Annotated in this window: 11 protein-coding genes and 2 pseudogenes; 4 read left to right on the top strand and 9 right to left on the bottom strand. The window is 70.6% G+C overall.

Translation table 11 applies throughout. From position 1 onward, the window contains the following. Positions 1-233: 233 nt before the first annotated feature. From ABT063_RS42950 to ABT063_RS42960, 3 genes are all read right to left on the bottom strand, one after another. Positions 234-1,616 (bottom strand): alpha/beta hydrolase-fold protein, encoded by a 1,383-nt coding sequence (locus ABT063_RS42950; protein ID WP_351066396.1) that lies wholly within the window; start codon positions 1,614-1,616, stop codon positions 234-236. An 84-nt stretch (positions 1,617-1,700) separates the two neighbouring features. Continuing rightward, positions 1,701-3,035, bottom strand: coding sequence for a HupE/UreJ family protein (locus ABT063_RS42955; RefSeq protein WP_351066397.1), 1,335 nt, complete (start codon positions 3,033-3,035; stop codon positions 1,701-1,703). Between the two features lie 19 nt (positions 3,036-3,054). Then, entirely contained in the window at positions 3,055-4,221 is a 1,167-nt protein-coding gene (locus ABT063_RS42960; RefSeq protein ID WP_351066398.1) for a DUF3500 domain-containing protein, read from the bottom strand. Between the two features lie 201 nt (positions 4,222-4,422). Here ABT063_RS42960 and ABT063_RS42965 point away from each other — a divergent pair, with 201 nt between their 5' ends. Together ABT063_RS42965 and ABT063_RS42970 are read left to right on the top strand one after the other, a co-directional pair. Beyond that, positions 4,423-5,124: a response regulator transcription factor gene (locus ABT063_RS42965; RefSeq protein ID WP_351066399.1), complete on the top strand. Its 702-nt coding sequence runs from the start codon at positions 4,423-4,425 to the stop codon at positions 5,122-5,124. After that, a complete protein-coding gene (locus ABT063_RS42970; RefSeq protein WP_351066400.1) occupies positions 5,121-6,548 on the top strand; it encodes a sensor histidine kinase in 1,428 nt (475 codons plus the stop codon). Before ABT063_RS42965 ends, ABT063_RS42970 begins: the two co-directional genes overlap by 4 nt. Before the next feature lie 39 nt (positions 6,549-6,587). On the opposite strand, the pseudogene ABT063_RS42975 reads toward ABT063_RS42970, so the two are convergent. From ABT063_RS42975 to ABT063_RS43000, 6 genes and pseudogenes are all read right to left on the bottom strand, one after another. Further along, positions 6,588-6,947: pseudogene (locus tag ABT063_RS42975) on the bottom strand (acyltransferase family protein); the annotation flags it as partial. Positions 6,948-7,062: 115 nt separating this feature from the next. Next, positions 7,063-8,226: an alpha/beta hydrolase gene (locus ABT063_RS42980; protein WP_351066406.1), complete on the bottom strand. Its 1,164-nt coding sequence runs from the start codon at positions 8,224-8,226 to the stop codon at positions 7,063-7,065. A gap of 187 nt (positions 8,227-8,413) precedes the next feature. Then, complete coding sequence (locus tag ABT063_RS42985) at positions 8,414-9,112, bottom strand: class I SAM-dependent methyltransferase (RefSeq protein WP_351066401.1); 699 nt, start codon at positions 9,110-9,112, stop codon at positions 8,414-8,416. Positions 9,113-9,258: 146 nt separating this feature from the next. Continuing rightward, positions 9,259-9,939 (bottom strand): response regulator, encoded by a 681-nt coding sequence (locus ABT063_RS42990; protein ID WP_351066402.1) that lies wholly within the window; start codon positions 9,937-9,939, stop codon positions 9,259-9,261. A gap of 2 nt (positions 9,940-9,941) precedes the next feature. Further along, positions 9,942-10,184: a hypothetical protein gene (locus ABT063_RS42995; RefSeq protein ID WP_351066403.1), complete on the bottom strand. Its 243-nt coding sequence runs from the start codon at positions 10,182-10,184 to the stop codon at positions 9,942-9,944. Between the two features lie 424 nt (positions 10,185-10,608). After that, positions 10,609-11,529: an ornithine cyclodeaminase family protein gene (locus ABT063_RS43000; RefSeq protein ID WP_351066404.1), complete on the bottom strand. Its 921-nt coding sequence runs from the start codon at positions 11,527-11,529 to the stop codon at positions 10,609-10,611. A 138-nt stretch (positions 11,530-11,667) separates the two neighbouring features. Here ABT063_RS43000 and ABT063_RS43005 point away from each other — a divergent pair, with 138 nt between their 5' ends. Together ABT063_RS43005 and ABT063_RS43010 are read left to right on the top strand one after the other, a co-directional pair. After that, positions 11,668-12,360 carry a GntR family transcriptional regulator gene (locus ABT063_RS43005; RefSeq protein ID WP_351066405.1) on the top strand — a complete coding sequence of 231 codons (693 nt, stop codon included), beginning with the start codon at positions 11,668-11,670 and terminating at the stop codon, positions 12,358-12,360. 402 nt (positions 12,361-12,762) lie between these two features. Next, positions 12,763-12,989: pseudogene (locus tag ABT063_RS43010) on the top strand (hypothetical protein); the annotation flags it as partial.

Below are 12,989 nucleotides of genomic sequence, written 5' to 3' on the forward strand. Positions count from 1 at the left end.
GTGCGCAACTTCGGCCAGAAGGTAGGTGGAGATGATGGGTACGTCAATGAGTCGGCCGATACCCGGGCTCAGGAATCCGGTGACCGGCCGTCAATCCCGAACGCAGGGCCAGTAGTCCCGGACTACGTGACGTGACGGAGGTCCGCGAGAGCCCTCCCGGGGTCGCGCGGACCTCTGGGCACCTGACAGAGGCGTCGACTTGCCTCAGGCCCCTGATCGGCTGCCCATCGTGCTCACTGGTGCTGGCGGAAGATCCACTCGCGGATGCCTTCGATGTTGTAGGCGATCTTCCAGGTGTAGAGGTGGTTGTTGAGGGCGTTGTCCGTGACGCCGCTGGGCACGACGGTGCCCTTCTGGAAGGCGACGTAGTTGATGGAGGTCTTCTGGGCGACCATCTTCTTGACGTCGGTGGCGAACTCCTTGGGGGTGGAGGTGCCGTCCCATACTGCGCGGGTGACCGTGGCTCCCTTTTCTTCCAGGGCGGCGGTGATGGCGTTCTGGCCGGGGTAGGCGCTTTCGTCGCCCTGGGACACGGTGATCCACAGTTTGTCGTTGGCCATGGGGGAGACCTGGCTGGTGTCCCACTGGCCGGCGACGATGTAGGAGGCGGCGAACAGGTCGGGGTACTCGATGTCCATGACGATCGACATGATGGCGCCCATGGACTGGCCGGTGGTGTAGAGGCGCTTTTTGTCGATGCTGTAGGTGTCGGTGATGTTGTTGAGCAGGTTGACGGTGGTCTCGAGCCAGCTGGTGACGGTGTAGCCGCCGTGGTCGTCGACGACGGCGGTGGAGTACTGGGGTGCGAGGACGAAGGCCGGGCGCTTGGCCTGGTCTTCGGGGCTGGCCCAGCAGATGGCGCCGTTGCCCTGGACGAGGGTGGTGGTGGTCTCGGTGCTGAGCACGGCGGCGTCGTGCATGAACAGCACCAGCGGGTACGACTTCTTCTTGTCGTAGCCCTTGGGGATGTAGAGGTTGTACGTCAGCGTGTTGCCGGTCGCGGGGTCCGTGAAGGACAGCTGCTTGAAGTCGTCGACGATCAGGTTCTTCACGGCGGTTGTGGTGACGCCGGTGGAGCTCGCCGGATAGACCGTGCCGCGGGCGGTGACGATGTCGGCCGCCTGCACTACGGTCGCCACCGCCTCCTTGACCTTCGAGCCCTGCTGCCCGCCACCGCCGGGGCCGCCGCTCGGAGCCCCGCTGGGCGCGCCGCTCGGGGCGCCGCTGGGCGGGGTCCCGCCGCCGCTGGGGCCGCTGCTCTCCAGCAGGGAGGCGGCCTCGTCGTCGGGGGACATCTCGACGATGACGTACCGGCCGTTGCAGCCCTTCCTCGCCGGGGTGGGTGCGGTGGTGGCGTACACCTTGGTGATGGTGCGGTCGGCGACCGAGAACGTCGTCTTGGACAGCTTCGCGTTCTTGATGGGCGCGTCGTACTCCAGCGCGACGGCGGTGAGCTTCAGGCCGTCGCCGAAGACCTCGGTGATCGCGGTGGCACTCTTGATGTGCCCGCTGTCCGCCGACTCCTCCGACGCCGAAGCGGACCCGTACGCCGCCACGCCTCCGACGACGGCCAGCGCGGCCCCTGCCGAACTCGCTATGAATGCCCGCCTGTCCATTGTCCTTCGACCTCCTGAGTCGATCAGTGATTTTCGGTACACAGCCGAGGAAAATCGGCTGCGAGCTTCTTGGGTGACGCTTTGTCAGGCGACGCCTTGACCCGCACCCGCGCCTGGGGGACCGCCCGTGCCCTGCACCCGGTCGCCGGCTGTGCGCTCGGCCTGCGGTGTCAGTGGTGTGACCCGGTGGGCGACGACGGCCAGCGCGGCGACCGTGGCGGCGACGAGCAGCGGATGCCCCACCAGCCAGATCTGGATGCCCTCGAAGGGGTCGAGGGACGTGAGCGTGGCGCGTTCGAGCATCCAGGACACCGAGAACACCAGCCCGACGAGCGCCACGCCGATGCGGAACGCGGGATAGACGGCCGTTCGGGCCAGCGCGACCAGCGACGGCATCATCAGCGCGACGACGAGCAGCTGTGTCAGCTCGATGCCCAGGTTGAAGCCCAGCAGCGTGGACACCAGCGCCCCCCGGTCGAGGCCGAGTTCGCCGATGAGTGAGGCGAACGCCAGCCCGTGGACGAGTCCGAACCCGGCGGCGATGAGCACCTCGCCGCGGGCCACCAGCGGCCGGATGGCGTGGACGGCGGAAACCGCGATCGAGAGGGCGATCAGTGTTTCGACCGGCCTTGTCGGCAGGTTGATCACTCCGGCTGCCGCGAGTGCGAGCGTGAGCGAGTGGCCGGCGGCGAACGCCGTGACGACGTGCACGACGCGGACGACGCTGCGGCGTGCCGACGGGGCGGCGCGCCATCGGCCGCCGACCGCCACCAGCGGGGCCGGGATGAGCAGCATGAGCAGGAACAGCAGGTGGTCGGCGCCCTCACCGACGTGCCCGACACCGAGGCCCGCGGTGGTGGCGAAGCCCCGCAGCCATGAGCCCTCACCCGCGGGCACCTCAAGGCTCTTCGCCGAGAAGTCGAAGACCCCGAGGGTCTCGGCGTCGTCGGTCCTGAGGATGCCGCGGTCGAAGTCGTACCGGACGGTGGCGATGACCTTATGGGTGAGGAGTTCCTCGACGATGACGTCGTAGCGCAGGACGAAGTCGGTGACGTTCCCGTCGGGCGGTCGCATCGTGAGCGGGTAGACGAGGTGCGCCGTCCCGTCGATCGTCCGGACCGTCCCCGTGCCGAGCGTGACCTGCCAGGAGCGTTCGTCCTTGCCCACCGCGCCGATGTGCCGGGCCGTGTAGCGCCTGAGAAATGTACGGTCGGTGCCCAGGACGCTGTCACGGGTGAGGTCGCGGTGCACGGCGACGGCGAGACGGTCTACGGGCAGCTGTACCTCCCCCTCGACCCGGTCGTCGCGGAGGTCGAGGAGAACGGCCGAGGTACTCATCGGGTGGGCGCCGGCCTGCGGCACAGGACCGCCGGCCACAACGAGTACCGCGAAAAGGAGGGCGAGCAGGAGACGGCGCACTGGAGCAGTTCCCGCCCTGTCAGTTCCAGCCGTAGTCGGCGGTCTGGTCGCGGAAGATGGTGTGCTGGTGGACGCCGTCGAGCACGATGCCGCCCTGGTTGGAGAACTCGATCCAGACGGCCGGGCCGTCGACCCGGACGTACGTCTGGTCGTCGTCGATGTCCGTCGCACCGCTCCAGCCGAGGTACGTCTCGTCGTACGCGGAGACGTACCGGGCGAGGAGCGCTTCGGAGGCCTCCTCGTCCAGGTCGTCCACCCAGGTGCGGATCATCGCCGTGACCTTGTCCTGCTGCTCCTGGCTGAGGTCGCCGACGACGACGCCCTTGGGGTCCGGGAAGGGGCCGTCGTTGCCGGGACCGAGCAGCAGGTCGTCGAAGCTGCCGCTGATCTCGGCCTTCTCCAGCTCGCTGTCGCCGAGCGAGCCGATGGCCGCCATCGTGGTGTCCCGCTTGTCCTTGAGCGGGGCGTACGACGTGCCGTTCAGATCGAACGTCTGCGGCTCGATGGCGGTCAGCGTGGGCGAGAGGCTGACGTCGTCCTTGTAGTAGGTGATGTTGTACGCCGCGTGGTGACCGCCGAACTCGACCATGAACTGCTCGGTCTCGCTGGGCTCGCCGAAGAACGCCAGGTAGTACTTGTCCGCGCTGTACTCGTCGCCGCCGCCGGGCCCGCGCCCGCCGCCGGACGCCTGAGCCTCGGCGAGGTAGTCGTCCGCGGCGCGGATGTCCTGAAGCTCCTTGTAGCCCTGCTCGCTGAGGGCGGCCTCCATGACCTTCAGCGCGGCGGCCTTCTGGTCGTCGTCGAGGTCGGCGAACTCGATGCCGTTGCGCTTGACGCCCGTCGTCGGGAAGTTCGACCAGCCCGTCGTCTTGGCGTCGTCGTCGAAGTCGTAGAGCGCGGTGTCCTTCTCGTCGTCGGAGAGCGTCTTGAGGAACGCGTTGCCGGCGGCCACGACCTCGGCGGTGTTCGCCTTTCCGGCGCCGGTGCTCGTGGGCGTGCTCTGGCCGGCGGCCGTGGTCTCCGACGAGGAGGACCCGGAGTCGCCGGAAGCGCAGCCGGCGAGGCCGAGGCCGAGGCACGTGACCAGGGCGATGGCCCGGCGCACGTGGGTCCGCTTCCTGCCCTCTCGGCCTGCCGGCGATACGCGGGTGGTGGAAGCGGCCAGGGAAAGGGGGACGGTGGACATGGATCTCCTGGAACGGTTCAGGTGGGAGCCCTCATCGTGGGCGAAGCGCCTGTGACGTCCATCGGAGAACCATGGAAGTTCGGCAAAGTCCGGGCCTGTGTGTCGGTGGGAGCCGAGAGGTGCAGGTCGGAAAGCCGAACCGATAATCGTTACTCGCAAGTTCGTGTGGGATCGGTGTGAGTGCTGGGCCATCATGTGGGCGTGCCCAACTCTGTCCTCATAGCCGACGACGACCGTGCGATCCGCGAATCACTGGCGCGGGCACTGGAGCTGGAGGGTTACGACGTCGTCACCGCCGTCGACGGGGTGGAGGCGCTGAGCCGAGCCCGTCGGGGCACCTTCAGCGCACTGGTGGTCGATGTCGTGATGCCCCATGTCGACGGCATGGCCGTGTGCCGCGTGCTGCGCGCCGACGGTGACCGGACCCCCGTATTGCTGCTCACCGCCCGGGCCGAGACTCCGGATCGGGTCGCCGGCCTGGACGCGGGCGCCGACGACTATCTGCCCAAGCCTTTCCTGGTCCCCGAACTGATCGCTCGCCTGCGGGCGTTGCAGCGACGGGCCGCGCTGTCACCGACGGACCAGCGGGCCGAGCCGACCGGTGCCGTTCTGTGGATCGCGTCGCTGCGCATCGAGCCGTACGCCCGGCGCGCCTGGTGGGCCGACGAGGAACTGGCGCTGTCGAAGACCGAGTTCGACCTGCTGGAGCTGATGGTGCGCAACGAGGGGATCGTGCTGGACCACTCGACGATCTACGACCGCATATGGGGCTACGACTGCGGGCCGCACACGAACAACCTGGCGTGCTACGTCAGCTATCTTCGGCGCAAACTCGCCGCCGCCGGCGCGCCCGAACTGATCCACACAGTGCGTGGTGTCGGCTACGCGGTGCGGCGGCCATGAGTCTGCGCTCGCGGTTCACGCTCTCCTTCACCGTGGCCGGCGTCCTGGTGGCGGCTTTCGTCGGTGTGCTCAACTACCGGGCCGCCTCCGAGCATGTCGTCGCGCAGGCCAATCGGACGCTGTGGCTGGTGACGACGGCCATGGCGCACGAGCAGAGCACGCACCAGGCCCTCAGCGACGCGGACACGCGGGGCCAGGCCCTCGCCCCGGCTCCTGACCGGCTCGGCACGGTCGGCGAGGCGGAGCAGGCGATCGTGCAGGTCGTGGCCCGTGACGGCACGGTCACCCATCTCGGCGGCCCGGACGTGGCGCTGCCGGTGTCCGACTCCGTACGCGCCCTCGCCGCCTCCGGTGTGCCCGGGCAGGGGGAGGAGACCACCGAGATCGTCGTGGACGGCGACGTCTACTGTCAGCGGATCGTCGCGCTGGGCAGGGACCGCGGGGCCCTGCAGGCGGCCATCCCGATCGGCCCGACACGCGACGGGCTGAACAGCATGGCCAAGCAGATCGCAGGGGGTGCACTCGCGGTCGTGCTCGCCGCGGCCATTGCGGGCTGGCTGCTCGCACGATGCATCACACGGCGCCTCGTACGGCTGGCCGCGGCTGCCGAAGAAGTCAGCGGTGACTGCCACGTCGCCTGGGAAGTCTCGGTGGACGGACGCGACGAAGTCGGCCGGCTCGCGGCGTCGTTCAACAGGATGATCGGTCGGCTCGCCGCCGCCCGCGAGGCACAGGAGAGGCTGGTGCAGGACGCCGCCCACGAGCTGCGGACCCCGCTGACCAGCCTGAGCACCAACGCGGGCGTGCTGCGCCGCGTCGGCGAACTCTCCCCGCACGCTCGCGAACGGCTCCTCGACGACGTCGAGGGCGAGACACGCGAGCTGAGCCACCTGGTCGACGAGCTCGTCGAACTCGCCCTCTCCCGCGACCGCGACGAAGCCGAAGAGTCCGTCGAGCTGGCCTCGGTGGCGCACCGCGCCGCACGCCGCGTGTACCGGCGCGCCGGCCGGCTGGTGCACATCGACGCCGATGACTCGGTCGTCCACGGCCGCCGGCACGGCCTCGAACGCGCCGTGGGCAACCTGCTGGGGAACGCCGCCAAGTTCGACAGCGACGCGGCGGAGCCCATCACGGTGCACATCCGCAAAGGCACGATCACCGTCTCCGACCGCGGACCGGGCATCGCCGCCGCCGACGCGGCCCGTGTGTTCGACCGTTTCTACCGTGCCGACACCGCTCGCGGTCTGCCCGGGTCCGGACTCGGCCTGGCCATCGTCCGCGATGTCGCCGAGACCCACGGCGGCACCGTCTTCGCGGGAACCCGACCCGGCGGCGGGGCCGCGGTCGGGTTCACCGTGAGCAGTTCCCGGCTGCTGCCGGGCGGTGCACCGGACTCCGCAGAGCCGCTGGACGAGCGCCTGTGAAGCGGTGCTCGACGTGAGCAGCCGCGTCACCCCGACCGGTCACACGACGCATGTCAGCGCGAAGCACGCGAAGCCCGCGGCCAGCACGGCGGCCGTCGCGCGGCCGGCTCTCCCGATGCCGGTCCAGGGCGCTTCGAAGCGGTGGGTGAGGCGGCCGATGCCGAGCAGGGTGGCGGCGATGAGCGGCAGCCAGGCGATCCGGGCGAGGAGCCAGACGGCGGTGTCCGGGGTCGTGGTGAGCCCGGGGACGGGGATGCCGAGGAGGGAGCCGGGCACCGCCAGCGCGAGCAGGGCAGTCTGGTGCCAGCAGAAGATCGTCATCGCGGAGAGGTTGACGGTCACGACCGCCGCCCACAGCGCCTGCCGCCGCCGTAGCAGTGCGTCGACGGCGCGGTCGCGGTGCGCGGGGGTACGGGCCTCGATACGGGCGGCCGCCCCGGCCGTCGCGCGCCGCAGCCGCTCACGGGTCGTGGCCCGCGGTGCGTGCGCGGCCGGCGGCAGCGGGACGCGCGCGTCAGCGGATCGGGCGGGGAGGTCGGACAAGGTCATGGCGGCAGTCCTTTGCGGGGTCCGAGGCGGCGTGGGCGCAGGTGACGGCCCGGTAGTGGCCGAGCGCGATGTCGGCGAAGTTGTGCAGGGACGCGGTGCCGGGCGCGAAGTAGCCGGTGTGGCCCTCGGCGCGGGCTGAGGAGACGATGCGGGCGCCGAAGCCGGGGTCGGCCGGGTCGGTGCCGTGGCCGAGGCCGAAGAGTTCGACGGCGGGGACGCGCCGGACCCAGTCGGTCGCGTCCCGGGCCGTCGCCCACAGCCGCGTGCCGACGGGCACCTGGTCGGCCTGGTCGAGGCGCATGCCGGGTGAGGCCGCGACCACGAGGTCGGAGAGTTGCCGCCCGGTCAGCCGGTGGGCGGCGGTGCCGCACAGGACCGAGCCGTAGCTGTGGCAGAACACGGCGGGCGGGGCCACGGGACGGGTCGTGGCGGCCAGGCCGTCGAGGAACCGTACGAGCCGGGGCGCCCCCAGCTCCGCGAGGCGTCCGGTGGCGGCGTCGTAGCCGACGCCGACCGGCGTGGTGTAGCCGGCCCAGGCGATGACCGCGGGGCGGTCACCGGGCGAGAGCCTGGCCATTTCGGCGCGCAGGTTCCGAGCCATGCGGGCGGTGGCGTCGTACGAGCCCAGATCCGTGTCGGACCCCGGTACGACGACCGCCACCCGGCGGGCGGCCCGCAGGTCCCCGTACACCTCGGCGACCTGTCCGCGGCCCCTCGGGTCGAAGGCGAGGACGCGGCGGCCCGGCGCGAGGAGCCCGCCGTACGTCGCCGCCTGCGCACGGGCCTCGCGCCGGGTGCCCGCGGACAGCTCCGGGTCGGCGGCGCGGGCCCGCGCACGGTCGCGTTCGGCGGCGAGCGCCCGGGTGTTGGCGGCGTAGCGCAGCTCGGGCGGGGCGCCGTCGAGGTTGCCCACGACGAGTGGATGACGGGTGACCAGCAGCGCGCGCCGATCCGCCGTCAGCCCGGCGAAGAAGCGGGCGACGTGCGCCGGGGCCGCCGACGCCGGGTCGGGCAGTTGTCTGCCGAGCACCCGGTCGGCCGTCCACGTCGCCGTACCCGGAGGCGGGCCGGTGACGGCGGTCTGCACCTCGCCCCACGCCCAGCCCACCGTCCCCACGGCCATCGTCATCACGAGCGCGCAGGCGGTCAGAATGCGTTTGAAGCGCCCCACGGTGTGTCTCCCCGCTTCCGTTGCGTCCGGCGGCCGCTTCCGTGGCGGCCTGGTGGGCGGAAGCTAGGGAGAGGGGGCGCTGCCCGGCATCACACGAGGGAGCCAACCTCCGCGTACGACCCTGGTAGGGGGTGGTGGAGGGGCGTCACCGCAGCGTGAAGAAGAGCATCGGGTTGTCGCGGCTGTCCCGGAGGGGGTGGCCCAGGGCGAGGGACCGCTTGATGTGCGCCAGCCGGTCGTGGATCTCGGGAGCACGGGCCGGGGAAGCGGTGAACCAGGCGTTCTCCCGCTCGGCCAGCCAGCGCAGGACGACCGCGCCCTCGGTGAACGGCAGCGGCCTGCGGCCGTGGAAGACGTCGTGGACGCACACCGGGATGCCCGGCCGCATGCGCGGGAACAGGTCGCGGATGTACCAGCGGGCGAAGCCGGCGGAGTGCGCCGCGTCGATGAAGAGGAAGTCCGCGGTGTCGGGGATCTTCTCCAGGTTCTCCCGCGCGTCCCCCTGTGTGAAGGTCCAGCGGCCCTCGGAGAGTTCGCCCGGAACCTCCCGGACGACGTGGTCGACGATGTCGTACGAGTACAGGTGCCCGGTCTTGTTGTCGCGCAGGGCGCGCAGGATCCAGGTGGTGGACCAGCCGTGGAAGGTGCCGATCTCCACCACCGTCTGCGGGCGGGCCTCGCGCAGCAGCAGATAGGTGATCTCCGCCTCGATGTCGTCGAGTTGGGCCTTCATCGAGGTGGGCGGCGCGAGGAGCGCGCGCTGCTGCTCGCGGGCCCGGTCGAGGTCGTCGGTGTAGGTGCGGTAGAGGTGGCGGATGTGGTCGAGGTCGATGGGCTGGTGCATGTGTCACGCTCCTGCGGTACCGGTCCGTGGTCGGGCCCGGTGATGCTGGGGCGTGGGTAGGGGGCCGCACATCACACCCGGGTGCCAACTCGGGTGTCACACCTGGGTATGACGGCGCCGGGGCGAGGGCCGCACCGTTCGGCCGATCAGGCGGGCGTTCCGGGTACGACGATTCCCGACTCGTAGGCGTGGACGACGAGTTGGGCGCGGTCGCGGGCGCCGAGCTTGGCGAGCAGGCGGGTCATGTGGGTTTTGACGGTCTGCTCGGCTACCACCAGCCGAGCGGCGATCTCGGTGTTCGACAGGCCCCGTGCGACCAGCAGCAGGACCTCCGTCTCCCGTGGGGTGAGCCCGTTCAGCCGCAGGCGGGCGTCCCGGCGCGGAACGGGGCGGCGCCGGGCCACGTCCTCGATGAGGCGGCGTGTGACCGAGGGGGCGAGCAGGGCGTCGCCAGCGGCGATCACGCGGACCGCCTGCACGAGTTCGGCGACGGGCGCGTCCTTGAGCAGGAAGCCGCTCGCTCCGGCGTGCAGGGCCTCGTAGACGTAGTCGTCGATGTCGAAGGTGGTCAGCATCAGCACCTTGGGCCGGTGTGTCACACCGGGCGGCGGATCGAGCAGCCGCCGCGTCGCCTCCAGCCCGTCCATCTCGGGCATCCGTACGTCCATCAGCACCACGTCGGGGTGCGTGCTGCGGCCGACCTCGACGCCGAGCCTGCCGTTGGGTGCGTCCCCCACGACGTCGATGTCACTCTGTGCGGACAGCAGCGCGGCGAACCCCGAGCGCACCATGTCCTGGTCGTCCACGACGACCACCCGGATGGTCACGTTCACTTCTCCCGTTCGGTGTGGCGGGACCCGTCGGTGAGGCGATCTGCGCCGCTGACCGTGTGGGCCGTTCCGTGGCTCTCGGAAGCGGCCGTCGCCTGGCAGGCGACACACTGCGTCGCGATCAGGACGGCCACGGCCACGACGGTGACCCACGCCAGATGTACGTTCGTCCGTGCGCCGCGCAGCGGCGGTCCGCACGTGCCCGCACCGCTCCGGCTCCCGGCGTCCGCCACACTCGCCATGCCCGACTCCCTCACCGTCTCGCTCGGTCCGTCACTCCGCGTACCTTCACGGAGGTCGGGCCTCAGTCTTCGCTCGCGACAGGAAGAGCCGCCTCGGCCGAACGGCCATGACTGCGCGGCCGGTCCGGCGCTGCCTCGGCCGAACGGCGGAGAAGGGGGCGTTGCGGAACGGGACTCAGCGGTGCGCGGCCGACCGGCTCAGGGAACGTCTGGCGTAGTCCGGCCACGCCGTGAGACGAAGCGCTGCGGAGAGAAGGGGAGAGCCGTGCGGGCCGTGTCGGCTCGTTGCCGGCCTCCGGTGACCTCCGCGGAGATGATGTCCGCGGTCACCGGCGCCAGGGTGACCCCGAGCATGCTGTGCCCGCTCGCGACCAGCAGGTTGTCCTTCCCGCGGATCGCGGATCGCGGACCGGGTCGTGCCGGGTCAGGCGAGGAACTTGTCGGCCAGGAGGCGGGCGATGGCCCAGTCCTGTACGGCGACGCCGACGGACTTGAACACGGTCCGCTTGCCGTACTCGGCGGTGGGGGCGGTCAGTGCGGTGCCGAGCTCCGTGAGGGCGTCTTTGGTGATGGCGCCGGCTTCGAGGGCGTGGATGATCTCGCCGGACTCCTCCAGGACCGCATCCAGTTCGTCGACGACGACGGTGCTGGAGGCGAGCAGTTCGTCGGGCAGTTCCCGCATGGTGGGGCGGTACGCGCCGATGGCGTTGACGTGCACCTGGGCGGGCAGCGCCGACTCGGGGAAGAGCGGGCTGGTCGCGTTGGTTGCGCAGCAGACGATCTCGGCCCGCCGTACCGCAGACACCGCGTCGGTGGCCGTGAGGAGTTCCACCCCCGGCAGTTCGGGTTCCAGTGCCCCGATGAGGGCCTGTGCGCGGCTCCGGTCGGCGTCCACCACGGTCAGCTGACGCAGAGGCCGGACCGCGTGGACGGCGCGGACCTGGTCGGGGGCCTGTCCGCCGGCGCCGATCAGGGTGAGTCGCCCGGCATCGGGCGGGGCGAGGAGGTCGGTGGCGACACCGACGACCGCACCGGTGCGCAGGGCCGTCACCGCTCCGGCATCGGCGACCAGGTGGTCGAGGCGGCCGGTCTCGCTCCAGACCACGGTGCCCGTGATGGCGGGCTTGCGCTCGAAGTTCACGCTCAGCGTCTTGAACATGGCGGACGCGGTCGAGCGGTGATGAGCCGACATCACCAGGAACTGCCCGTCCCGCAACGCGGTGCGGGTGGGCATCTCGAACTCCCCGCCGGCGAGATCCACGAAGCCCCGCCGTACGGCATCGATCGCCTCCTTCATCGTCACGGCCTCACGGAGCTCGCGCTCACCGACGGTTATCGCCTTCATGGCACCCCAGTTCCTCGTTGGGCGTTTTCCTCCACCGCCTCGTAGGGAAGGAAAGTCTCAGTAAGGTATTACACCTTACGTCTCACGACAAGGAGGTGACGGTCGTATGGCTCGGGTGTTCCGTGTTATGCATAGGGCATGACTACTTCTCGGCCGGTGGCGGCGCTCGCGCGCGGCACGCAGCTCCAGTCGGTCAGCCTCCGGCAGCAGGCGCGGGAGGCGCTGCGCACCCGGATCGTCCTGGGGCAGATCGAGCCCGGCCAGGTGGAGAGCGTCATCAACGTGGCCTCGGAGCTGGGAGTCTCCATCACGCCGGTCCGCGAGGCCGTCATGGATCTGGCCAATCTCGGCATGGTAGAGATCATCCGCAACCGGGGTTTCCGGGTTCCGGTACTCACCGACCACGATCTCGAGGAGATCTTCCGGCTGCGCACGATGCTGGAGGTCCCGGCCATGGTCGAGCTCGCCGAGCGCGCGGACCGGGAGCCCGTGGCCGGGTTCCGGCAACTCGCCGAGCAGCTCACCGACACCGCACGCCAGGGGGATCTCGTCCCTTTCCTGGACCTGGACCGGCAGTTCCATCTCGGCCTGCTGGAACTGCTGGGCAACCGCCGTCTCGTGGCGATGGTCGGCCAGCTGCGCGACCAGGCGCGCATGGAGGGCCTGCAGAAGCTGGCGGACCAGGGTGAGCTGACCCAGTCCGGCGAGGAGCACCTCGCCATCGTGGACGCCATCGCCTCGGGCGACGCGGAGCTGACCGCGGAACTCATGCGAAAGCACCTCACCCACAGCCGCGGCATCTGGGCCGGCCGGACGGAAGGCAACGCCTGACACCGCCGGGAATCGGCCGTGGCATCCCACGCGTCGGCCAACCGGATGCGGACCCTTGCTGTGGTGGCCCAGGGGGCTGCGGCCTCCTCGGTGAAGTGGCCGGTGACGGGGAGTCGCCGCGCGCCGCGGGGGCGGCGGTGGACAGGACACTTACGTGGGGAACCCGCCGTGCCGTCCGGGGACGGGCGGCCTCCCGGCCCCACTCCGACGTGAACCGGGACGGGCTCCGGCAGCCGGAGAAGTTCCCGGCACGCCCCTTGCGCCGCAGCGGGTGAGGTGTAATACATTACCTGCCACGCGTTAAGGAACACGACCTGTTCCCGGCGTCGCGGGGGAGGGTGACGGCGAGGTGCGGCGCAGTCCTGCCAGGGCGCGGTCGTCCCCAACCACCGGCTGAACGGAGTGAACCTGATCATGGCGCGTCAGACATTCGGCGCGAAGCGAGAGGTGTTTTCCAGCCGCTTCGCGTTCGTGGCCGCCGCCATCGGGATGGCGGTGGGTACCGGCAACATTTGGCGATTCCCCCGCGACGTCGGAGCGGGTGGTGGCGGTGTGTTCATCATCGCCGTTGTGCTCGCCAACCTGGTCTGGGCGGTCCCGCTGCTGATGGCGGAGTCGCTGCTCGGGTC

This window comes from Streptomyces sp. NPDC002838, assembly GCF_040295365.1.
In the GTDB taxonomy this organism is placed as follows: domain Bacteria; phylum Actinomycetota; class Actinomycetes; order Streptomycetales; family Streptomycetaceae; genus Streptomyces.